Source organism: Nocardia sp. NPDC004711, assembly GCF_053601595.1.
Map to the genome: position 1 here is coordinate 44287 of NZ_JBSGCB010000004.1, position 20555 is coordinate 64841.

The following is a 20555-nucleotide window of genomic DNA, read 5'->3' on the forward strand; positions in this document are numbered from 1 at the left end:
ATTCCGAAAACCCGTGTCCCACAGCGGGCATGACTTATTCAGGCCGACCGCACATAGTTGAATCGCCGACTGCTCTGATCGAGCGAACTGAAATTCCCGACCATGGCCCCGGGCCCCGGGCAGATGAAGGCCGTACTCTTCACCATCGCCGTCTGATTGCCCGGCCGCGCGACATCCTCGCCACTGTCGGTCAAACGCAGAGTGGCCGTGAATCCACCGGACGGAATGACCGTGTAGATGCCCGCACCGTTCCCGAGCCGGGCACTGCGGAGAGCAATGCCGCCCGTGCCGTCGAAACTCAGCACATTCGTCGAGTCCTCCGCCGCGGTGAACTCACCGCGATAGTCCCCGAGGCTCGCCCCGCACGCTCCCGCGGCGACGCCGGGGTGCGCGGTGGCGGTCAGTGCAGCGGAAAGGGCCAGCGTGAGCGACCCTGCGATGGCAATCCTCGAACCCGGCCCAGCGGTCATTCGGCTTCCTCCCGGTCGGACAACCCGGGTATTCAACAATAGAATCGGGCAAATCTCCCGCAGACACGCCAGTTCGTCATCGAAACGTGCGCTGGTACGGACCGATTAACGATAAGTCTGAAAACGATCTATTCCGACCGATCAGTCTTTTTGCGCCGCAGCCGAATTCACAATCTTGAACACATGATCAGCAGGTCGGCGACATTCCGAGGCGACGTAGCCTCCCACGAATTGCATTGAGCTGGTTGTACCGTCGCATTCCATGACACGAAAGAAAGCCATCGGCCTGCTCGTCAGTGCATTCGTTTGTGCAGCCGTATTCACCATGAACCCCTCCGCGGCGTGGGGTTCGGGTGACATCGGGACGCCCGATCCCGGAGCAGGGGTAGGGGCTCCCCACTCGTCGGTTCCCGCCGGCAATGTCCCGGCGGCACCGGCTCCGGAAAGGATCGTTCCGGTCCCGCCACCCGCCGGTGGATTCCTCTGCCCGACTGCCTGACACATTCCCGCGTCCGTCCACCCGTCCACTCCCGCTCGCCTCGTGCCGTAGCCACGCGCAAGGCTTCCGCCACGCGAGAAAGGCTTTCGGCACGAGCGGCATCGGCCCCGGGAATGCAGCCGCCGAGATCGAATCCGGCCGCACTCGCCCGATCAGGCCGCAATCGCCGAGGAGAGCTGCCGCAATGCGAGCTGCGGATCAGCGACATCCACGACCAGGCGGGTGATCTCCGACCCCGCCAGATCGATCAGCACACCCTGACCGTCGAAACGCGTATCCCAGAACTCTTTCCGGCCCTTGCCCCGGAAGATGCCGGCGGCGATCACGCCCGGGAAGAACGTGCCCGGCGCCCGCACCCACGGCGGGCGCAGATCCACCGGCGCGGGCGCGAGGGCGGTGACCTGCGACAGGTCGAAGCTCACGTGATCACGCAGCGCGAGCAGCCGGTGAGCGCCGGTGACCCGCACCGTCACAGTGGTTCCGGTGACCTCGATTTCGACCATTCCGCACCTCACGCGCTCGCCCGACACTGTTTCCGTCATCCACAGTGCCGGGCGATACTGGTCGTAGCCTGAGCGTTTCCTGGCTCTTCTCTCAGGCTTTCACACCGCGGCCGTACGCCGTCGCGGCCGGCTCGCACGTCTTTCCGGTCAGCTCCGCGACCATCCGCTTCGCCTGCGCCCGCGCCTCCGCGCGCACCTCTTTCACCTCGGCCCTGCTGAGCCGCGGGAACGGCTGCTGCCCGGCGCGTGCCCGGGCCACCGACGCGGCCCGCACGCTCTGCTCGGCCCGGGTCCGGGCCTCGTCCAGCCGGCCCGCGATCATCTCGGCGAGGACGTTGTTGTTCGACATCGTTGTTCTCCTTGTTCCGGTGCCGGAGCTGGTGTTTCCGGCACGAGAAGAACAATGACGCCCGCCGCTGACGAGCCACCGACAGCGCGCTGACCACGCCCGCGGGGGCCGCTGTCAGTCGGCGGGGAGGGTGACGCCGTCCTCGGCGGCCTTGGCGGCCACCTCCGCGGGGAAGATATTGCGGAACAGGTACAGGTCGCGGCCGAGCTTCCAGCCCGGGGCCAGGGCCACCGCGTAGCGCTCGAAGTAGCCGAGCTGCTTGCCCATCATGACCAGCTGCTGCGGGCCCGACGTGCCGCGGCGCTTGCCGAATTCCAGCAGGCGGGCCGAGACCACGCCGAGGTCGAGCTTGTCGAGGCTGCCCGAGAGCACCGGGCCCAGGGCCACGGCGAGCTGGCGGCCGATGGTGGCGTCGTCACCGCTGTCGTCGGCGACCAGATCCAGCGCGCGCAGGGCGCGGGCGACCGGACGGAAGTCGTTGTCGATGGAGCTGGCATAGAACAGGGCGCGCACGAACTCGCGCCACTCGGACTCCATCCGGCCGACGATGCCGAAATCGAGCATGGCGACCCGGCCGTCGTCGAGCAGCCACAGGTTGCCGGCGTGCACGTCACCATGGAAGAGACCGTGCACCGCGACCGATTCCATCCAGGCCTTCACCAGGCGGCGGATCAGCAGCTCCGGCTCCGGGTGCGCCGCGCGGATATCGTCGAAGCGGTCCAGGGGCATGCCGCGCATGCGTTCCATGCACAGCACCCGGGGTGCGCAGTACTCCCAATACACCTCGGGCACGGCCACATTGGTGTTGTCGCCGAAGGCCGTCAGATGGTCGCGGGCGCGGGTCTGGTTGTCGGCCTCGATGAGGAAGTTCAGCTCGGCGACGGTGGCCTCGTACAGATCCCGCACCACCGCCTGCGCATTGGCGACGCGGGCGTTCTCCGACCGCTTCTCCAGGCTGCGGGCCAGCCGCATGGCCGCGCGCAGATCCACGATCATGCGCCGGGCGATCTCGGGCCGCTGCACCTTCACCACGGCGGGCCGGCCATCGGCCAGCACGCACGCGTGCACCTGTGCGATGGAGGCCGCCGACAGCGGCTCGTCGTCGAACTCGCGGAACAGCTCCGAGATCGGCTTGCCCAGATCGGCCTCGATGATGGCGCGGGCGTCCGCAGCCGGAAAGGGCGGGACGTCGTCGAGGCAGCGCAGGCAGGCATCGGCCAGCTCGCGCGGGAACGCGCCCGGAGAGGACGCGATGAGCTGGCCCAGCTTCACGAACATCGGGCCGAGCGTCTCGAAACCGTTCACCAGGCCCTCGGCCGCGGCACGCTTGCGCTCGGCGGGACGCAGGCCGCCGCGCAGCACGCTGCCCACGACCGAGCCGCCCAGTACCACACCGACCACGGCGGTTCGCCGCCATTCCGAGAACCCGAAGGTGTCGAGGTCGGGCCGGATCACCTCGGGCATCCCGGCTCGCACAGTCATAGGTGAACTCACGCGCCGCAGTGTATCGCTGACATTGCTAACACCGCGGCACACGTTACCGACACGTTCAGTAGTTTCGGGTCCACACCGCACGGTACCGTAGTCGGTCGAGTCGCGATCCGGCTCGACACGGGCGCGATCGGGCCCACTCTGACTGTTGGCGGAAAGGCAAGACAGAGGTAATGACGGGTACAGCGGAAAAGCTGGCAGAACTGCGCAAGCTCCTGGAGATCGCCGAAGAACCCACCGGCGAGAAGGGCATCCAGAAGCGTCTTGCCAAAGGCGTCGCCAGCGCCCGAGAACGCGTCACGATGCTGCTGGACCCGGGCAGCTTCGTCGAAATGGGCGCGCTCATGCGCTCGCCCGGCCAGCCCAATGCCCTCTACGGCGACGGCGTGGTCACCGGCCGCGGCACCGTCGACGGACGCCCGGTCGTGGTGATCTCCCACGACTCCGGAGTACAGGGCGGCTCGGTCGGCGAGACCTTCGGCCGCCGCGTCCGGCTCGCCATGGAATTCGCGTACAACAACGCCTGCCCGGTGGTCGTGATCAACGACTCCGGCGGCGCGCGCATCCAGGAGGGCGTCACCGCACTCGCCTGGTATGCCACCATGTGCCGGCTGCAGGAGGACCTGTCCGGCTACGTGCCGATGGTCGCGGTCATGTTCGGCAAGTGCGCGGCCGGTTCGGTGTACGGGCCGGTGAACATGGACGTGCTGGTCGCCACCGACGACTCGTACATGTTCGTGACCGGGCCCGAGGTCATCAAGGGCATCACCGGCGAGGAGATCTCCGCCGAGGAGCTGGGCGGCGCGGCCGTCCAGGCCCGCAACGGACTGCTGCACCACGTGGCGAAGACCGAGGCCGACGCCCTGCAGTGGGCGCGCGAATACCTGAGCTACCTGCCGAGCAGCTGCCTCGAGCAGCCGCCGATCATCAACCCCGGCCTGGAGCCCGAGCTCACCGACTCCGATCGCGAACTGGACCGGATCATCCCGGATTCGGATCGCCAGGGCTACGACATGCACGAGGTGCTGCTGCGCATCTTCGACGACGGCGGGTTCCTCGAGATCGGCGAGGCCGCCGCGCAGAACCTCATCACCGGATTCGCCCGCGTGGACGGGCGGCCGGTCGGTGTCATCGCCAATCAGCCGATGGTGCTGGGCGGTGCACTGGACGCGGCATGCTCGGACAAGGGCGCGTACTTCATCCGGCTGTGCGATGCCTTCAACATCCCGCTGGTCTATGTGGTCGACACCCCCGGCGTGCTGCCGGGTCTCGAGGAGGAGCGCAACGGCGTCATCAAGCGTGGCGGCCGTATGTTCCGCGCGCTCATCGAGGCCACGGTGCCGATCGTCACCATCGTGACCCGCAAGGCGTACGGCGGCGGGTACGCGGTCATGGGCTGCAAGCAGCTCGGCGTCGACATCAACCTGGCGTGGCCGACCGCCCGCATCGCGGTCATCGGCGCGGACGGCATGGTCACCGTCACCGGTAAGAAAACCCTCGCCGCCACCCCGCCCGAGCAGCGCGAGACCGTGCGCCGGCAGATGGTGGACTTCTACAACGCGCTCATCGACAACCCGTGGGTGGCGGCCGAGCGCGGTTACATCGACGCGGTCATCGAGCCGTCGGCCACCCGCCTCGAGATCCGCAAGGCGCTGCGCCTGCTGCGCGAGAAGGACACCGTCCGCAAGCACAACCCGCGCAAGCACAACCTGTTCCCGATCTGAGAACCGTTGCCCGCGGTCAACATTCGTTGGGCGCGGGCACACCCTGCAGGCGCTGGTCCAGCCAGTTCAGCGATTCCGGATAGCCGGTGGCCGCGGCGATGAAGTGTTCGCCGAAAACGCTGCGGTAGACCGCCGGCACGCCGAGTGCGCACTGTTCCTGGTAGAGGTTCTTCGCGCCCACGGCGGGTACCCAGAACTCCTGCTCGCCGTTGTAGATGAACAGCGGCACAGGGGATTTCCTACCGTCCATGCGGGTGATGCTGTAGATCTCGTGCGCCAGATCGCTGTCCAGCGGGTCCGGGATGTTCGCCGCGACGTCGATGGGCAGCTGCAGCACGCCCGGCACCGCGAAGACCTCACTGCACTGGCTGTTGAGCGCCGACACCGCCGCCCACTGCCCCAGATGGTTCATGCGGGCCAGGATTTCGGGCCGCTCGCGGCCGATCCCGAAGACCGCGCTCAGGAACACCCCCGAGGCCAGATTGGCGTTCATGGAGTGGGCCAGCAGGCTGAAGTCCGCGGGCACCCCGCCCAGGGCCGCGCCGACCACCACGTCGGCCAGCTCGGGCGCGTACTCGGACATGAGCTTCACCGCGCCATTGGTGGCGATGGCCCCGCCGGAGTAGCCGATCATGCCGAACCTGCTGTCGCCCAGCTCATCCGGCAGCTGATTGCGGACCGCGCGAATGGCGTCGAGGATGGCATGCCCGGCCACGATGGGCTCGGCGTAGGCCATGCGCGGGCCCTCGTGGTCGGTGATCAGCACCGCGTAGCCGCGCAGCAGCGCCAGCTGGGTGGTGGGCAGGATGTACCCGGTGAAGTTGGAGGCCCGGGAGAAGCCGTGTGCGAGCGTGTAACTGGGGTTGCAGTCGCGGCCCAGCGCGTCGATGGGCAGGTTGTTGACCACCACCGGCCGCTCCCCCGGCCCGGTCCAATCGCCCACCGGCAGCACCAGACTGGCGATGCCGTAGGAGGGCTCGTCGTGAGAGTCGTTGGTGCGGTACTTCAGCTGCAGCACCTGCCGCACGGGCACGATCAGTGTGGGTGCGGCCGTGGCGGTTACGTCGCGGACCGCGACGATGCCGCCCGGGTCGGCGCCGTCGAGCCCGTCGGGCCAGTCGTCGACGAAGGAGTCACCGATGGCGGCGGGCATGGCCGCGGCCCGCAACGCCGCCAAATCCGGTGGCAGCTGGGCGGTGTCGACCAGCGGCGAGTCCGCCGGGGCCGGTGCCAGGGGCGGCGCGGGGATCACCTCGTCGATCCAGTGCTGGATGTCGGGCAGTGCGGGCAGGGGGATTCCGGGCGGAGCGGGTGGGATCGCGGGTGCTCCGGTGTCGGGTGTTTGCGCGAATCCCGGTGCGGCACCGTAAGCGACGATCGTGCACCATCCGATCATCAAGGCACCGGCGATATTTCGCAGGCGACGCAGCACAACACCCCCACGGATCAGAACTGTCTTCGAACGGGTCGGCCCCGGGTCTCTCGCGCGCCCGAGCCTACGGGGACAGTCTGATCCGCACTCCGGACTTGTCGGTTCGACGCCACATCGAGACCGGCCCGTGCCCGGAGGGTCGTGTTTCACATCCTCCGGCGCATCACCATGTCCAGCTGCGCATTGCTGATCTGGCGACCGGCATTGGACACCGAGGTGACCATGCAGCTGCCGAAGGAGCCGATCCGGTCGAACAGCGTCGCGACGCCGACCGCCAGGCCGCGCTCGCTGAAATGGCTGTCGGCCTGCACGCCGATCTCGGTGCCCTCGGGCTGGCGGGAAAGGCCCAGCGTCATATCGGTATTGATGAACCCGATGCCCTTGTCGCCCCAGTTGGTCATCATGCTGGTGGCCTCGGCCACCACCCCGACCCGCACGAACGGGGTCAGCTCCTCGCCGGTCACCACCCGGATCGGGTTCTGCCAGGTGCGTTTCCGGAGGTTGTTCTCGTGCTCGGTGGGCATCGAGCTCCACACCGGCGAGTCCTCCCCGCTGTTGAACAGCGGGGTCTGCGGCAGCGGCGAGGGCGGCGCGATCTCCAGTGACGGCGGCTGCGGCTCCCGCTCCCGGTGCCACAGCTCCCCCGGCGGCTGCTCGGCGGGCTGCAGCAGCACCGCGGTGGCGCGCGCGGCCACCGTGCCGCCCTGCACCACGCTCACATCCGCGACCCGGATCCGGCGGCCGTCGCGCACCCGCACGGTCGGGGTGGTGGTGTGCTCGAAGCGCGCCGCGCTGAACAGGTCCACGGTCAGCCGCACCGGCACGAACCCGTCGGTGGCGTGCGCGCGTTCGAGCTCGCGGGCCAGCAGGCCGGTGAGGGCCGGGCCGACCACCTGCGCCGAGGACCACTGGCTGGCCGCGAACGGCGTCGGGAAGAAACCGCCGTCCACCTCGTCGAAATACGCGGGCACATCCACCACGGCACCGGCTCCCGTCCACTCAGGTTGATCGATCCACTTCTTTTCAGACCTAACACACGTGTGAAACCCGTATCAATTCAGGGCCCGCTGGCCGGGCCGGCGGCGGTTCCGGATTAGCCCGCCCGACCACGGGTACGCCATCGCTATGGTCCGCACCATCGACCGGCTGCTCGGCACCCTGACGCTCACCGTGCAGGTCCTGCAGGACAACGACATTCCCTGTGCGCTCACCGGCGACTGCGCGGTCTACGCGCGCGGCGGGCCGGTCACCGGCCCGCACTCCGAGGTCGATGTGCTGCTGCTGCCCGCGGACGCGGCCCGCGGGCAGCGTCTGCTGGCCGCCGCGGGACTGCGGCCGCCGCTGCCGGCCCCGGACGCCGAGCGGACCACGCTGTACGACCGCGATATTCGCGTCGATCTGGTGTTCCGCCCCAACTACCGTCCCGTCACCGATGAACTGCTGGCCCGGGCGGAGCGGCTGCCCATCGGGCCGATCGCCGTGCCCGTGGTGACCGTCGCGGACTTCCTGGTGGACGAGCTCACCGTGTCCGATCCACAGCGGCTGGATTTCACCCGGCTGCTGCACATCGCGCGGGAATTGCGCGCCCAGGTCGATTGGGGGCGGGTGCGGGCCGAAACCGCGGCCTCGCCCTATGCGCGCGCGTTCCTCGGCCTGCTGGACGATCTGGGCATCACCGACGGCCGGTGTGAACACGGGTCTACAGCGGTGTGATTCGCCCGAGCCTGCTCGGGTATCCGGTTGTTATCGGTTCTGCAATACCCCCGGAGAAAGGACAGTGTTGATGCCTGTCACTCCGCCCGCCTACGACGACACCCATAATCTCCCGGGACCGATTCTGGCCGCGGCCGGAATCGTCGCGATCGCTTTGACTTTGACGACTGCCGGCTACGGCGCACTCACCTGGAGCGCGCTGTGCGGGCTCGCCGGCGCGGTGTGTCTGCGTTTCGGAATCGGCCTGATGATCATCGAACATCGCCGGCTCAAAGCCGCGATGCGGCGAGACTCCGCCCGTCCGGGAAGAGTTTGAGCACCTCGAGGGCCGAGTTTGATCTTCCGCTAATTCCTGGATAAATCGGAACAGTCCATTCTCGCCGGAACTTTCGATCGGAAGTACTGGAAAAGCCCTGCTCGGGGCCGATTGCAACCTTTTGCCAACCCTCGTTTCGCAAACTCATAGCACACCGAAAACTACTCTGGCGCTGCAAATTCGATGTTGCAGATGTACTTGCATCTGCGCAATGCACGGTCATAGACTCATCGTGCAAGGCACCAATAAGGGGACAACCAGAGAGCCGAGCGGTGAATCACCGGCGATTCTTCGCCCACCGTTAGCCGTCGGCCTGGCGTCAGGGGCGTTCGAATGAATCAGCCAATCAACCTCAGCCGACTCGGGTTTGCCGACAGAAGTCAGCCGGAGCAAACCTATTCACGTGAGACGGCAACCGCTTTCGTCATCCGCCAGGTCGAATCCACTGGAGCGGCCACTCGGTATGATTTCGACATCGAGCGGATCGTCACCACGGCGCACGCCATGGTGAACGATTGGGATCTGCACTGCATGCAACCAGAGGCGTTCTGGCGCATCGCCTCCAGTTTCATCAGGCAGTAATCCGAATCCGGCCGTGCCGCAGGCCGACTCGTCAGGTCCACGGCACGCTGATAGGGGCCCCGCGAGGGGCCCCTTATCCATGTGTACGGACCTTCCGTCCGCGGCTGGGGACCAGCCCGGAGCTCAGTCGAGCTCCGCAGCAATCCGCGCCAGCTCTTTGCGGGAGCGCTCCGGCGGCTCCGCCTGCACGCTGAGCTGATCCATGACCTGACGGTAGAGCTCCAGATCCTGGCGGCGATCCAGGTACAGCGCGCTGGTCAACTGCTCGAGATAGACGATGTCGGGGAGTTCGGTCTCGGCGAAGCGGAGCATGGTGAACGAACTTCCGGCAGCCGCATGGCCACCCGCCGCGTAGGGCAGCACCTGGATGGTCACATTGGGCAATTGGGACATCTCGATGAGGTGCTCGATCTGGCCGCGCAGCACGCCGGGACCGCCGACCGGGCGGTGCAGCACCGCCTCGTCCAGCACGGCCCAGAAACTCGGCGCGCCGTCGCGGGTGAGTAGCTCCTGGCGGCGCCGGCGCAGCGAGACGCGGCGCTCTCCATCCGCATCGTGTCCGAGGGCGACGATCGAGCGAGCGTAGTCCGGGGTCTGCAGCAGACCCGGGACCAGCTGACCCTCATAGGTACGAATGGATTTCGCCGCGTGCTCGAGGCCGAGATAGGTTTCGAACCAGGGCGGAAGCAGGTCGCTGTAGCGATGCCACCATCCCGGCTGATTGGCCTTGCGAACCAGCTCGAGGAACTGCTCGCGCTCACCGGGATCGTCAACGCCGTACAGCGCCAACAGATCTCGGATATCGCGCTCCTTGAATCCGGTCCGCCCCAGTTCCAGACGACTGATCTTCGCGTGTGAACCGCGGATATGGTCACCCGCGGCCTCGCGCGTAATACCGCTGAGTTCCCTCAGCTTCCGTAGCTGGCTGCCGACCGCGATACGCAGTGCAGTCGGGCCACGTTCGGCGACAGCGGAATCCGCCCGATCGTGGGCAACGGGTTCTGCGATCATGGGGTCCACTCCGATGCTCGGGTTTGCCGGCAGTGGACTCACAACCGCTTGTCGCGAACCACCGCGCCGATTGCCAATGCTACCGCTCAGCGCGCGAGGTCGTCGAATTCTCCACTCTTCGCGCCGCGCAGGAACGCGTCGATCTCGGGCCGCGTGTACACGATCAGCGAGCCCTCGGGGTCTCGGGAGTTGCGCACGGCCACTTGCCCATCGGCCATCGGAGCCATCTCCACGCAGTTTCCACTGGGATTGCTGAAGGTGCTCTTGCGCCACAACAGGTTCGAGCGATCGATCGGGGTTGCCGAGATGTCCGTCATTTCAGACTCCTTGCCAGTACCGCCCGCAGACGGTGGTCCCAGTACTTGCAAATGTTCGGTCAGGTGTACTTACAGTTGCAACCGCAAGCACGACGATAGCACGCAGATTGCTCGCTATCGATGGCTCGGAGCGGCACATCCTTTGCAACACAACAGGTTTGATCTTGGTTCACCGAAAAGCCAAGCGAAGTTGCGAAGGATTTCAGACAATCCCGGCTAGTTGGTCCCGTTCGTCCGATTACTCCGGGAACCATGGGTCCGAAAAGTCACGTGACGCGGACATTCTGCGAGGGCAGTGGATTATCCTGCGGGGGCAGCGGATTCGAGACCCGTGGCGACATCGGCTCGCACCCGCAGAGATACCGGGTCGCATCCGCGGGGAAACCGGGTCGCACCCAGGGAGACACCGGATTCGAGCGTGCAGATGTGCTTGCATCTGCACGATCCGTGCTCCTAAACTCGGTGGATCAACCCCCTAATCGGCCAGAGGCATCCCATGACGCAGATGCTCGCCCGTTCCACCGAGGTCGCAGCTCGCAACGAGAGTCCCGGTGATTGTGCGGTCGAACCACGCACCCTCACCTATCGTCAGGCCCGCACTATTCTGCGCGCGCACGATCAGCACTTCGCGTGCCGGCAGTATCTGGCGGCCATAGCGTATCTGTCCGCGGACAACGACGTGGACTGAGTGCGCCGGGCGCCCGCACTATTGCATTCGCGCGTCTATGCCCGATGACCGATCAGAGCGCGACTTCCCTTGCGCGGCACCGTCTCCGGCGAGTACCCCGGAGATGGACATGCCATCACGTGGAAGAGCGCCGCGATGTTTCTTACTGCCGCCCACGAGTTGCTGACGCAGCTTCAGCACGCGCAGATCTTCGATCCGACTCCCGAGACGCCGCCGGTGGCCGACAAGCTGCTGCGCCTGGTCCGGTATTTCACCTGGTTCGTGCTGCTCTCCAGGGTGCTGGCCATCACCTAAGCGGGTGGCCGCTTCGCCTGGGAGAAGTGGAGCGGCGGCGGGGTGCAGGCGCCCAAGCAGGTCGCGGGCGCGCTCATCGGCGGCATTGTCGCGACGAGCGCGGGCACCATCATGAACGCCGTGATCGGGCAATAATTTCTGCCAAGCGGGGTTGTCTGAGACGAAACCGACCCGTCGGATTTGAAAAGGGCACGATCGGGTCGGTCCAGCCCCTTCAGGCCGTCGCGGCCACCTCGCCGGCCGACTCGGCCCCGGCCGCGCCGACCAGTTCCTCGAAGCGCGCCACCACCTTCCGGTGGTACATGCCGAACAGATCCTCGAACAGCGCCAGCTGCGCCTGACTCGGCCCGCTGTCGGACTCCCACACCGCGACCAGCGCCCGCCACACCAGCACGTGTAGATCCGGCGAGACCGCGAAGTAGGCTTCGACCGCCTCCGGCACCTCCAGCACCATCTCGCCGATGGAGTTGAGCACCGCGCGCTGCACCGTGTGCCCGAGCGCGGTGAGCAGCCGGCGCAGCAGCCCGAGCTCGATGCTCAGCATGCGGTGCGGATCCGGGTCCGCGCCGCGCGCAAGGGTTTCCAGTTCGTCGATCTCGTCCTTGAGGACCGCCGGATCGAGGGCGCGCTCGCCGCCGGTGTAGGCGAGCAGCACCTCGAGCGCGATGCCGCGTTCCTCGTCGACGATATTGCCGAACATGTCGGCCGCGATCTCCGGATCCGGCATGGACAGTCGGAACAGCCGGCGGTACACGTCGACGCCGCCCTCGGCGCGCACATCCCGGATGACGAACCCCTTGCCGCGGTAGGCGTCCACGAATCCGTAGGATTCGAGGCGGCCCAGAATCAATTGCGCCGTCGCACGATTCAGGTCGAATTCGTCGGCGACCTGGCGGACGGACGGCATCAGACCACCGGGCTCGTACTCCCCGGATGCCACGCGGCGTGCCAACTCGTCGGCAACGTCGGCGACGACCGTCCGGTCTCCCATCGTGTCACCTCTCCATAAATCCTGGACTACGTCCCAGACAGTCTAGGTGGTTGTTCGATCAACTGCACAAGTCTCGAGACTCGCAAGAGAAAGCACCGGACCGTTCAGTATCTTTACGAAATCCATACGGCATGGGGTTCCGATTCATGCGGTTTTCCGCCCTAGGCTCCGAGCGTGGTTTCACCGATCGACGTAGCCAAACGACTCGTGCTCGGACGCCCGTTTCGCAGCGATCGGCTCGGGGAGACCCTGCTGCCCAAACGGCTCGCGCTGCCCATTTTCGCCAGTGACCCACTGTCGTCGGTCGCCTACGCCACGCAGGAGATCCTGCTCATTCTGACCCTGGGCGGGCTGGCCTACCTCCATTTCACCCCGGTGGTAGCCGCGGGCGTGGTGGTGCTGCTGGCGGTGGTGGCGCTGTCGTATCGGCAGGTGGTGCAGGCGTATCCGTCCGGCGGCGGCTCCTACGAGGTGGTGGCCGAGAACCTGGGGGCGCTGCCCGGCCTGGTCGTGGCGGCGGCACTGCTGGTCGACTATGTCATGACCGTCGCCGTATCGGTGGCCGCCGGAGTGGACAACATCATTTCCGCCATTCCGGATCTGAATCCGTACCGGGTGGCCGTCAATCTCGCATTCATCGTTTTCCTGACCGCGATGAATCTGCGCGGCGTCCGGGAATCCGGGCGGGCTTTCGCGTTTCCCACCTACGGATTCGTGCTCGGCGTGTTCGCGCTCATCGTGGTGGGGCTGGGCCAGACACTGCTCGGGCACACGCCGGTGGCGGAGAGTGCGCACTATCAGATTCACGCCGAGCAGGTCGGGCTCTCGACCGCGGGCATAGCGTTCCTGCTGCTGCGGGCGTTCTCCTCCGGATGTACCGCGCTGACCGGCGCCGAGGCCATCTCGAACGGGGTGCCCGCGTTCCGGAAGCCCAAGGCGCTCAATGCCGCCCGCACCATGACCGCCATGGGCGTCATCGCCATCGCCATGTTCTCCGGCGTCACGGCGCTGGCCATGATCACCAAGACCCGGGTGGTCGAAAATACCTGCGATCTCATCGGATTCGAGGGCGACTGCCGGACCGACGCGCAGAAGACCGTCATCGCGCAGATCTCGGCCGCGGTGTTCGGCGGGCACAGCATCGCCTTCTACTACTTGATGGTGACCACGGCGCTGATCCTGATCCTGGCCGCCAACACCGCCTACAACGGCTTCCCGCTGCTGAATTCGATCCTGGCGCAGCGGCGCTACATGCCGCGGCAGCTGCACACCCGCGGGGACCGGCTGGCCTTCTCCAACGGCATCATTCTGCTGGCGGTGGTGGCCGGTGGGCTCATCTACGCCTTCGACGGGTCCACCACCCGGCTCATCCAGCTCTACATCATGGGCGTGTTCACGTCGTTCACACTGTGCCAGACGGGCATGGTCAGGCATTGGAACAAGGAGCTGCGCAACGTCGACAGCCGGGCCGAGCGCCTGCGAATCCACCGGGCGCGCTTCATCAATGCCTTCGGCGCCTGCTTCACCGGGGTGGTGCTGGTGGTCGTCATGATCACCAAATTCACCCACGGCGCCTACCTGGTGGTCATCGCCATGCCGGTGCTGGTGGCGATCATGTGGCTGATCCACCGGCACTACTCGTCGGTGCGGGCCGAACTGGAGATCGACCGGGACGATCTGGAGACGCTGCCGGGGCGGGTGCACGCGCTGGTGCTGGTGTCGGGCTGGCACAAGGCGACCCAGCGCGCGGTGCAGTTCGCGCGCGCCACCAGGCCCGACACCCTGACCGCGGTGACCGTGAACGTGGACGACGCCGACACCCGCCACCTCGCCCGGGACTGGGAGATCTACCAGGTCGGGATTCCACTGAAGGTCATCGAATCGCCGTATCGCGAAATCACCCGGCCGGTGCTGGAAGAGATCAAACGCCAGCGGAAGTCACGGCCACGCGACGTGGTGAGCGTGTTCATCCCCGAGTACGTGGTCGGGCGCTGGTGGGAGAACCTGCTGCACAACCAGAGTTCGCTGCGGCTCAAGGCGCGGTTGCTGTTCGAGCCGGGGGTGATGGTGACCAGTGTGCCGTGGCAGCTGCGTTCCTCGCACGCGCGGGCCATGCCACGGGAAGAGCACACGCCCGGTGAGATCCGGCGCGGTATCACCGGATCCGGCGACGCGGCCTGAACGCTAGCGCGCGAGCAGCTGGGAGACCGTGACGAAGCGGTAGCCCTGATCCTGCAGCGCCCGGGCGATGCGGGGAATGGCGGCCAGCGACGGCCCGCCGGTCGCATACATGGTGTGCAGCAGGATGATCGAGCCCGGGCGCACCGTCGACAGGGTCTCCGCCACGATCTGATCGGTGGTCGGCGCCTTGCCGGAGTCGGGCTCGACGTCCCAGGTGACCGTGGTGCGATCGTGGCGGGACAGGTACCAGGGCAGGGCGAAGAGCTTCTTGCCGTTGGGCGGCCGGAACGTGATCGGGCCCCGGTAGCCGGTTTTCGCGATCTCGGCGTCGGTGCGCTCCACCTCGTCACGGACGAAGCCGGGGGTCACGAAGACCATGCGCTGGTGGTGGTAGGTGTGATTACCGATCTCGTTGCCGGAGGCGGCGATGGCCCGGCCCTGGTCGGGATGGGCGGCCAATTCGCCGCCGATGAGGTAGAAGGTGGCCGGAATGCCCGCGTCGGCAAGGACTTTCAGGATTTCGGGGGTGCGCTCGCTGGGGCCGTCGTCGAGGGTGAGGGCGACGATCTTGTCGGTGGTGTCGACGCGCGGCACGATGCGGCCGGCTACCTGGTAGGTGCGTGAGTTCATCACGGTGTACAACCCGACGGAGATCAGGGCCAGCAGCACCAGCGTGAGCGCGCCGCCGATGAGCAGCCTGCGTTTCATCCCGTTCCTACGCCTCGTCCTCGCCCCCTGCGCGCTCGAGGCTACCTGCCCAGCGCTCCGACCACCGCCAAACCCGTTCCAGGGCGTCGCCCAATTCCACTCCGGCCGTGGTCAATTCGTAGGACTTGTCGGGCTTCTTGTCCACCACACCGGCTTCCACCAGCCGCTGCAGTCGCACCGACAGCATGCTCGACGAGCAGTTGCCCATGCGCCGGCGCAGTTCCAGGAAGCCGAGCGGGCCGGGCTCGAGTTCCCAGATCACGCGCAGCATCCAGCGCTGGCCGAGCAGGTCCATGGCGGCCAGTAGCGGAGTCGCGGAGGCGTCGGCGCGGCTGTTGGCGGGGGGTGGCTGACTTGCGCTTCTCATTTCGAAGTACCAATCTAGTGCTTCTGGATTAGAAGCAACTCAGTGGATGGAGGTCGCAGATGGCGACAATGGGTACCGGGCGGCGCATCGTCCTGATCACCGGGTCCTCCCGCGGCATCGGCGCGGAAACCGCGCGGGTGCTGGCCGCCCGCGGTGACCACGTGGTGATCAACTACCGGGAGAAGCGCAAACGCGCGGAGACCCTGGCCGCCGAGATCGCCGGCGCGGGCGGCAGCGCGTCGGTGGCGGGGGCGGACATCGCCGACCCGGACAGCGCGCGGTCCCTCATCGACGTGGTGATCGCCGAGTTCGGCCGGCTGGATGTGCTGGTGCTCAACGCCTCCGGCGGATTGGAACGCGACGCCGCCCCCGGCTACGCCATGCAGCTCAACCGCGACGCGCAGACTCGCCTGACCCGGCTCGCGCTGCCGCACCTGCCCGAAGGCGGTCGCATCGTCTTCGTCACCAGCCACCAGGCCCACTTCTCCCCCACTCGCGAGGTCCCGCCCGGCTACGAGCCCATCGCCGCGAGCAAGCGCGCCGGCGAGGACGCCCTGCGGGCCATGACCGGCGAATTCACCAGCCGCGGTATCGATTTCACCGTGGTGTCGGGAGACATGATCGACGGCACCATCATCGTGCGCCTGCTCGAACGCCGGGACCCCGATGCTGTCACCGCGCGGCGGGACCAGGGCGACCTGCCGACCGTCGAGGACTTCGCCACCGCCGTCGCCGACGCCACCACCCTCGACACCCCACCCGGCCACACGGTGTACGTCGGCGGCCAGGACTACCTCCCCGCGGCGGTCACCGCACCGGCCACCGCGCAAGGCTGATTCTTCGTCCGCGCCTCGACGTGGCGATCCGCCCGCGCCCGAGGCGGCACAGCAGGCCGGATGTTCGGAGGGACGAGGTGGCGGGCGCTGGAGCATGGCAGGCGGCAGGCGGCAGGCGAGGGTCGGGTCCGACTGGGCGAATGGTGGCGTGTCGCGGCGAGACTCGCCGGTTGGGGTGCGAAGTCGGCTCGTGCGGCGCAATTCGCTGGCCGGGCCGGGGCGGCGGTGACAGCATCGACGCATGCCGCATTGGGTCGAAGTACTTCCTGCCTTCACGCTCGCCTGTTTGATTCTGGCTGCGCTGCCGGGTCCGGCGACCGCGCTGTTCCTGCAGCGGTCGGTGCGGGACGGCCGGGCCGCCGGGCTGGCGGCGGTGGCGGGCAATGAGATCGGCATCTTCGGCTGGACACTGGCGGGCGGCGCGGGGTTGTCGGCGCTGCTGGTGGCCAACCGAGTGCTCAATGTGGGCATCCATCTGCTCGGGGCGGTCGTGCTGGTGTGGCTCGGCATCCAGGCCTGGCGCGGATCGCGGGGCGACGACGCCTTCGGCGCCGCGCTGACCTCGGCCCTGCCCGGCGGCCGCACCCCGGCCTCCGCCTTCCGGGCATCGCTGATCTCCATTGCCGCCAACCCGAAGGCCGCGGTCTTCGGCCTGACGATCCTCCCCCAATTCCTTCCCGCGAGCGGCCCGGTCCTCCCCACGGTCCTGATCCTGGCCGTCATCCAGCTGGCCATCGACACCACCTGGTGCATCGGCGTCGTCCTCGCCGCCGACCGAGCCGGAACCTGGCTGCGCCGCACCGGAATCCGCCGCCGCATCGAACGCACCCTCGCCGCCATCCTCGTCGGCCTGGGCTTGAGCCTCGCCGCCGACGCCCGCTGAACACGGACTCCGCATCCTTCCGAGGCAGGCGCTTCGGGCACGACCTCGTGGCGCCACGAAGAGCCCGACGCAGCAGGCGGTGGAATCAATCCGGCGGCACCGATACGAATCCCGCCGCATCGAACGCATCCCGGCTGCCGTGCTCGCCGATCCTTTTCGGGTCGTCATCGAGTGCTCGCCGAGCGGAGCGCTGCACTCCCTGTTCGGTGTTCGAGGGCGTGTCGAAACGAGTGGTCGGAAATGGGGTGCGCGGTATTCGATAAGGCTTGCGCGCACAAGTGCGGTATCCGGTGGAAGTCAGGGGGGCACGACGCTGTGGTGCTCGGCGTGGCAGAGGGTGGCGGGCAGGACGACCATGGGGGTATCGGCGGGCGCGGATCGGGCGCTGAGCGGAGGTGGTGTGGTCATGGTGAACGACGTGGAGAAGCGGTGGAACGATCCATCGATGTTGCGGCATGCGACCACCTATGTGCTGGCCGTGCTCGGCGGGACGGCGGTTGTCGCGGTCGTCGCGCTGGTTTGGGCGGCGGCGCGGCCTGCGTGCCTGAACGCCGGGTCGAGCCTGTGCGATGGCACCTCGCGGGTGGTGGTGGGGCTGGGGCCGGGTGGGGTTTTGCTGTTCGGGGGGATCGGGGCGCTCGTGATCGCGTTCCGGGCGTGGCGGGCGGCGCGGGCGTGGCCGATCTGGCAGGGGGCGGCGTGGTTTCTGTTCACGATCATGGTCGTGTACCTGAGTATTGCGGGGACGCAAGGTTAGGTGATCAGATCGGGCAGCGGGTGGCTTCGGCGGAGGTGTCGTGGTGGTCGAAGGGCGTGCCGCGGATGCCGACGCGGGCGGCGAGGTAGCGGGCCACCCGGGTGTTGCGGTCCCACATGGGGTCGATATGGCGGGCGCGGCGGACCATGCGGGCGCGGGCGCCGGGGAGGTGGTCGTCGAGGGCACGCAGGCGGACGCCGGTGGTGGCGGCCAGGCCCGCCAGCTGTGCGAACGGGCGCAGGGGTACCGATTCCAGAGGTGTGTCCGCCAGTAGGGTGCCGACCAGGGGTTCGCTGCTGTAGTAGGCGAGCGCACCCAGAAGCGGTGCGGTAGCGACTATTTGGAGGCGACCGGTCGGTGTGGCCGTAGTGAAGCGGCGGGTGGCCGCACCTGCCATGGTGGCCGTCCACTGCGGGGCCACCCCGGCGGTCGCGACCATGTAGTCGGCCTGTTCCAGGCCTTCGGCGGCGCTGCGGGGAATGAGTTCGCCGGGGACGCCGAAGACGTGTGCGATGTAGGCCCAGTAGTGCATGACCGCATCGAGTTGGCGGGTGGTGCAGCGGCGGCCGTGCACATGGTCGAAGCACATGGGTGACAGGCCGAAGGTGACGGCCGCGCCCATGGTGGTGGCGCTCGAGATGGGATTGCCGTGCTCGGCGAAATGCGCAGCGCCCCAGGTTCGCCGGAGCATCGCACGGACCTGGGCGTGCATGAGCCGGACCCGGACGGTGTCGTGGAAGATCGGGTTGCGGCGTTCCAGCGCGCGCGGTGCGGTGACGCTGCGGAACCAGACCGAGGATTCGAGATTGCGGCGGTAGGGATCCCGGACGAAACGACCCGTCTGCCCGACCGCGGAGGCGACCTCCGCACCCACGAAGGTGCCCATGAAATCCTGCACACCCATCGCCATCTTCCCGGCGAGCGACACATTGATCCAGAGCCGGCGGCCGTACTCCCACAGGTCGGGGTCGTACCAGTCCGGTGGATTGTCCAGCAGCGCGAACAGATTCACGAGTTCCGGCAGTGGATCCTCGACGCTGTCGATGCCGTGGGCGAGCGCCTGGTTCAGCATGCGGCGACCGCCCGCGGAGCCGAGCCGCCGGAAGGCCGCCACCAGCGCGTCCATCGGTTCGTCGCCTTGCCACAGATGGTCGGCCATCATCCGGGCACGCGGAGTGTCGGCGGGCTCGGGGCGCACGTCGATCCACGGACCCAGCATGGCCTTTCGCGGTTCGAACCACAGCTCCGAGAGCACGGCGCGCGGCGGTGGCGGGCGGAGCGGCAGGCCCGGGCGGTAGTAGTAGTCGCAGGGATGCGACGGTGTCGCTTCGAGATCCTCGGTCATGGCGTCAAAACCCTGTCAGCTGGCGGAATCTGGTGATCGAGTCGGCGCCGCGGTCGGCGTGGACCGGGCAGTAGTGCTTGGGGTCTGCGCGGTGTCCCGCAGCGGGCCACAGCATTTCGGGTGCTTCGGGCGGCGGCAGCCACGCGGGACGTTTCCCGGCCACGCGGCGGCGAGCGGCGTGGATGCGGGGGAAGAAGTATTTGACCGAGTCGGGGGTCGCCCGGTTCATCGCCGACAGTGTCCGGCACAGCCGGTCGAAGCGGCGCTGGTCGCGGGCGGTCCAGGTGAACCCCATGGTGCGGCGGATCTCCGGATCGCACAGGCCGATGGTGACGAACCGGTAGAACTGTCCGCCGGCGGGGCGGATCAGGTATTCCCACAGCGGTTTCGGCAGCCGCCGCACCAGTGGGAACGGCGGCACCGGCACGGTGTCCACGAGATGGAAGACATCCCGGGCCGCCTTGGTCGGTTCCAGGGTGTCGCGGCACATGTCGCGCCAATAACGTTGGAACGCGGGCCAGCTCGGCGGCACCACCCGCATGCTCATGCCGTACAGCTCGTACCAGCGGTAGTGCTCGCGCCAGAGTCGTTCGCGCTCGCCCTCGCTCAGCCCGCCCATGAACAGGTCTGCGGCACGCAGGTTCTGGACGAAGAACACCGCGTGCGCCCAGTAGAAGGTGCCGGGATCCAGGGCGTGATATCGGCGCCCGCGCGCGTCGACGCCCTTGATGTCGCGGTGGTACCCGACGATCTCGCGGGCCGTGTCGCGGGCCTGGTCGCCGTCGAACACCACCCCGTAGATCGGGTACAGCGAGCGCAGGATCCGCTGATAGAACTCGTCGTGGATCTCGGAGTGGAATTCCACGCCGGCCCCGAGCCCGGGATGCATGTTCTGCACCATGCCGACGAACAGGGCGCTGGGCAGGAAGTACAGCGACCCGAAGGTCTTCCAGGTCAGCGTTTCCGGCCCGAGCGGCAACGGATCTCGTCGTAGAGGATGCGCCGGTTCCTTGCCCTGGTCCGACACCGCACTGTGTGACACCATGTTTCCACGCTGACACGACTATTCACTCGCATTCAATTCGCATTCCGAATCTC

The 20555-nt window shown here is 67.4% G+C and carries 22 protein-coding genes and 1 pseudogene; 10 read left to right on the forward strand and 13 right to left on the reverse strand.

All coding sequences use genetic code 11. The features are described 5' to 3' along the window. Positions 1–38: 38 nt before the first annotated feature. From ACWEKS_RS04705 to ACWEKS_RS04720, 4 genes are all read right to left on the reverse strand, one after another. Positions 39–470 (reverse strand): hypothetical protein, encoded by a 432-nt coding sequence (locus ACWEKS_RS04705; protein WP_452338817.1) that lies wholly within the window; start codon positions 468–470, stop codon positions 39–41. Between the two features lie 651 nt (positions 471–1121). Continuing rightward, on the reverse strand, positions 1122–1472 hold the full coding sequence (locus tag ACWEKS_RS04710; RefSeq protein WP_379384847.1) for a hypothetical protein: 351 nt from the start codon (positions 1470–1472) through the stop codon (positions 1122–1124). A gap of 91 nt (positions 1473–1563) precedes the next feature. Continuing rightward, entirely contained in the window at positions 1564–1821 is a 258-nt protein-coding gene (locus tag ACWEKS_RS04715) for a hypothetical protein (RefSeq protein ID WP_452338818.1), read from the reverse strand. Positions 1822–1935: 114 nt separating this feature from the next. After that, on the reverse strand, positions 1936–3303 hold the full coding sequence (locus tag ACWEKS_RS04720; RefSeq protein WP_452339030.1) for an ABC1 kinase family protein: 1368 nt from the start codon (positions 3301–3303) through the stop codon (positions 1936–1938). A gap of 182 nt (positions 3304–3485) precedes the next feature. Between ACWEKS_RS04720 and ACWEKS_RS04725 the strand changes: the two genes are divergently transcribed. Further along, positions 3486–5036 (forward strand): acyl-CoA carboxylase subunit beta, encoded by a 1551-nt coding sequence (locus ACWEKS_RS04725; RefSeq protein WP_452338819.1) that lies wholly within the window; start codon positions 3486–3488, stop codon positions 5034–5036. 16 nt (positions 5037–5052) lie between these two features. Here ACWEKS_RS04725 and ACWEKS_RS04730 read toward each other — a convergent pair whose 3' ends face one another. Both ACWEKS_RS04730 and ACWEKS_RS04735 read right to left on the reverse strand, forming a co-directional pair. Beyond that, positions 5053–6432 carry a lipase family protein gene (locus ACWEKS_RS04730; RefSeq protein ID WP_452339031.1) on the reverse strand — a complete coding sequence of 460 codons (1380 nt, stop codon included), beginning with the start codon at positions 6430–6432 and terminating at the stop codon, positions 5053–5055. A 182-nt stretch (positions 6433–6614) separates the two neighbouring features. Then, positions 6615–7448: an acyl-CoA thioesterase domain-containing protein gene (locus ACWEKS_RS04735; RefSeq protein ID WP_354849857.1), complete on the reverse strand. Its 834-nt coding sequence runs from the start codon at positions 7446–7448 to the stop codon at positions 6615–6617. Positions 7449–7593: 145 nt separating this feature from the next. Here ACWEKS_RS04735 and ACWEKS_RS04740 point away from each other — a divergent pair, with 145 nt between their 5' ends. The 3 genes from ACWEKS_RS04740 to ACWEKS_RS04750 all read left to right on the forward strand — a co-directional run bounded on the left by ACWEKS_RS04740 (position 7594) and on the right by ACWEKS_RS04750 (position 9079). Continuing rightward, positions 7594–8181 (forward strand): hypothetical protein, encoded by a 588-nt coding sequence (locus tag ACWEKS_RS04740; protein WP_452338820.1) that lies wholly within the window; start codon positions 7594–7596, stop codon positions 8179–8181. Positions 8182–8251: 70 nt separating this feature from the next. Continuing rightward, positions 8252–8497 carry a hypothetical protein gene (locus ACWEKS_RS04745; protein WP_452338821.1) on the forward strand — a complete coding sequence of 82 codons (246 nt, stop codon included), beginning with the start codon at positions 8252–8254 and terminating at the stop codon, positions 8495–8497. Positions 8498–8830: 333 nt separating this feature from the next. Next, a complete protein-coding gene (locus tag ACWEKS_RS04750; RefSeq protein ID WP_354849849.1) occupies positions 8831–9079 on the forward strand; it encodes a hypothetical protein in 249 nt (82 codons plus the stop codon). Between the two features lie 123 nt (positions 9080–9202). Here the strand turns inward: ACWEKS_RS04750 and ACWEKS_RS04755 are convergent, their stop codons facing one another. Next, the gene (locus ACWEKS_RS04755; RefSeq protein ID WP_452338822.1) at positions 9203–10090 is read right to left on the reverse strand and encodes a helix-turn-helix domain-containing protein; all 888 of its coding nucleotides are present in this window, start codon (positions 10088–10090) and stop codon (positions 9203–9205) included. Positions 10091–10176: 86 nt separating this feature from the next. Then, positions 10177–10407: a DUF397 domain-containing protein gene (locus tag ACWEKS_RS04760; protein ID WP_357002634.1), complete on the reverse strand. Its 231-nt coding sequence runs from the start codon at positions 10405–10407 to the stop codon at positions 10177–10179. A gap of 496 nt (positions 10408–10903) precedes the next feature. On the opposite strand from ACWEKS_RS04760, the gene ACWEKS_RS04765 reads away from it, so the two are divergent. After that, positions 10904–11095, forward strand: a complete 192-nt coding sequence (locus ACWEKS_RS04765) for a hypothetical protein (RefSeq protein WP_452338823.1) — start codon at positions 10904–10906, stop codon at positions 11093–11095. A gap of 135 nt (positions 11096–11230) precedes the next feature. Beyond that, positions 11231–11524: pseudogene (locus ACWEKS_RS04770) on the forward strand (hypothetical protein). A gap of 79 nt (positions 11525–11603) precedes the next feature. On the opposite strand, the gene ACWEKS_RS04775 reads toward ACWEKS_RS04770, so the two are convergent. Continuing rightward, on the reverse strand, positions 11604–12380 hold the full coding sequence (locus tag ACWEKS_RS04775; protein ID WP_452338824.1) for a GntR family transcriptional regulator: 777 nt from the start codon (positions 12378–12380) through the stop codon (positions 11604–11606). A 174-nt stretch (positions 12381–12554) separates the two neighbouring features. On the opposite strand from ACWEKS_RS04775, the gene ACWEKS_RS04780 reads away from it, so the two are divergent. Continuing rightward, complete coding sequence (locus ACWEKS_RS04780) at positions 12555–14561, forward strand: APC family permease (RefSeq protein ID WP_452338825.1); 2007 nt, start codon at positions 12555–12557, stop codon at positions 14559–14561. Between the two features lie 3 nt (positions 14562–14564). On the opposite strand, the gene ACWEKS_RS04785 is transcribed toward ACWEKS_RS04780, so the two are convergent. Then, positions 14565–15269 carry a polysaccharide deacetylase family protein gene (locus tag ACWEKS_RS04785; protein WP_452338826.1) on the reverse strand — a complete coding sequence of 235 codons (705 nt, stop codon included), beginning with the start codon at positions 15267–15269 and terminating at the stop codon, positions 14565–14567. 7 nt (positions 15270–15276) lie between these two features. Next, positions 15277–15636, reverse strand: a complete 360-nt coding sequence (locus ACWEKS_RS04790) for a winged helix-turn-helix transcriptional regulator (protein WP_452338827.1) — start codon at positions 15634–15636, stop codon at positions 15277–15279. 59 nt (positions 15637–15695) lie between these two features. Here ACWEKS_RS04790 and ACWEKS_RS04795 point away from each other — a divergent pair, with 59 nt between their 5' ends. From ACWEKS_RS04795 to ACWEKS_RS04805, 3 genes are all read left to right on the forward strand, one after another. Continuing rightward, on the forward strand, positions 15696–16472 hold the full coding sequence (locus ACWEKS_RS04795; RefSeq protein WP_452338828.1) for an SDR family oxidoreductase: 777 nt from the start codon (positions 15696–15698) through the stop codon (positions 16470–16472). A gap of 241 nt (positions 16473–16713) precedes the next feature. Next, positions 16714–17355 (forward strand): LysE family translocator, encoded by a 642-nt coding sequence (locus tag ACWEKS_RS04800; protein ID WP_452338829.1) that lies wholly within the window; start codon positions 16714–16716, stop codon positions 17353–17355. A 406-nt stretch (positions 17356–17761) separates the two neighbouring features. Then, positions 17762–18112, forward strand: coding sequence for a hypothetical protein (locus tag ACWEKS_RS04805; RefSeq protein ID WP_452338830.1), 351 nt, complete (start codon positions 17762–17764; stop codon positions 18110–18112). 4 nt (positions 18113–18116) lie between these two features. On the opposite strand, the gene ACWEKS_RS04810 is transcribed toward ACWEKS_RS04805, so the two are convergent. Together ACWEKS_RS04810 and ACWEKS_RS04815 are read right to left on the reverse strand one after the other, a co-directional pair. Further along, positions 18117–19457 carry an oxygenase MpaB family protein gene (locus ACWEKS_RS04810; RefSeq protein WP_452338831.1) on the reverse strand — a complete coding sequence of 447 codons (1341 nt, stop codon included), beginning with the start codon at positions 19455–19457 and terminating at the stop codon, positions 18117–18119. A 4-nt stretch (positions 19458–19461) separates the two neighbouring features. Then, positions 19462–20502 carry an oxygenase MpaB family protein gene (locus ACWEKS_RS04815; protein WP_452338832.1) on the reverse strand — a complete coding sequence of 347 codons (1041 nt, stop codon included), beginning with the start codon at positions 20500–20502 and terminating at the stop codon, positions 19462–19464. Between the last annotated feature and the right edge of the window lie 53 nt (positions 20503–20555).

Excerpts from the sequence above, each read along its gene's own strand:
- ACWEKS_RS04705 (WP_452338817.1), bottom strand. The coding sequence starts at position 470 with ATGACCGCTGGGCCGGGTTCGAGGATTGCCATCGCAGGGTCGCTCACG.
- ACWEKS_RS04710 (WP_379384847.1), bottom strand. The coding sequence starts at position 1,472 with ATGGTCGAAATCGAGGTCACCGGAACCACTGTGACGGTGCGGGTCACC.
- ACWEKS_RS04715 (WP_452338818.1), bottom strand. The coding sequence starts at position 1,821 with ATGTCGAACAACAACGTCCTCGCCGAGATGATCGCGGGCCGGCTGGAC.
- ACWEKS_RS04720 (WP_452339030.1), bottom strand. The coding sequence starts at position 3,303 with ATGACTGTGCGAGCCGGGATGCCCGAGGTGATCCGGCCCGACCTCGAC.
- ACWEKS_RS04725 (WP_452338819.1), top strand. The coding sequence starts at position 3,486 with ATGACGGGTACAGCGGAAAAGCTGGCAGAACTGCGCAAGCTCCTGGAG.
- ACWEKS_RS04730 (WP_452339031.1), bottom strand. The coding sequence starts at position 6,432 with ATGATCGGATGGTGCACGATCGTCGCTTACGGTGCCGCACCGGGATTC.
- ACWEKS_RS04740 (WP_452338820.1), top strand. The coding sequence starts at position 7,594 with ATGGTCCGCACCATCGACCGGCTGCTCGGCACCCTGACGCTCACCGTG.
- ACWEKS_RS04745 (WP_452338821.1), top strand. The coding sequence starts at position 8,252 with ATGCCTGTCACTCCGCCCGCCTACGACGACACCCATAATCTCCCGGGA.
- ACWEKS_RS04750 (WP_354849849.1), top strand. The coding sequence starts at position 8,831 with ATGAATCAGCCAATCAACCTCAGCCGACTCGGGTTTGCCGACAGAAGT.
- ACWEKS_RS04755 (WP_452338822.1), bottom strand. The coding sequence starts at position 10,090 with ATGATCGCAGAACCCGTTGCCCACGATCGGGCGGATTCCGCTGTCGCC.
- ACWEKS_RS04760 (WP_357002634.1), bottom strand. The coding sequence starts at position 10,407 with ATGACGGACATCTCGGCAACCCCGATCGATCGCTCGAACCTGTTGTGG.
- ACWEKS_RS04765 (WP_452338823.1), top strand. The coding sequence starts at position 10,904 with ATGACGCAGATGCTCGCCCGTTCCACCGAGGTCGCAGCTCGCAACGAG.
- ACWEKS_RS04775 (WP_452338824.1), bottom strand. The coding sequence starts at position 12,380 with ATGGGAGACCGGACGGTCGTCGCCGACGTTGCCGACGAGTTGGCACGC.
- ACWEKS_RS04785 (WP_452338826.1), bottom strand. The coding sequence starts at position 15,269 with ATGAAACGCAGGCTGCTCATCGGCGGCGCGCTCACGCTGGTGCTGCTG.
- ACWEKS_RS04790 (WP_452338827.1), bottom strand. The coding sequence starts at position 15,636 with ATGAGAAGCGCAAGTCAGCCACCCCCCGCCAACAGCCGCGCCGACGCC.
- ACWEKS_RS04795 (WP_452338828.1), top strand. The coding sequence starts at position 15,696 with ATGGCGACAATGGGTACCGGGCGGCGCATCGTCCTGATCACCGGGTCC.
- ACWEKS_RS04800 (WP_452338829.1), top strand. The coding sequence starts at position 16,714 with ATGCCGCATTGGGTCGAAGTACTTCCTGCCTTCACGCTCGCCTGTTTG.
- ACWEKS_RS04805 (WP_452338830.1), top strand. The coding sequence starts at position 17,762 with ATGGTGAACGACGTGGAGAAGCGGTGGAACGATCCATCGATGTTGCGG.
- ACWEKS_RS04810 (WP_452338831.1), bottom strand. The coding sequence starts at position 19,457 with ATGACCGAGGATCTCGAAGCGACACCGTCGCATCCCTGCGACTACTAC.
- ACWEKS_RS04815 (WP_452338832.1), bottom strand. The coding sequence starts at position 20,502 with ATGGTGTCACACAGTGCGGTGTCGGACCAGGGCAAGGAACCGGCGCAT.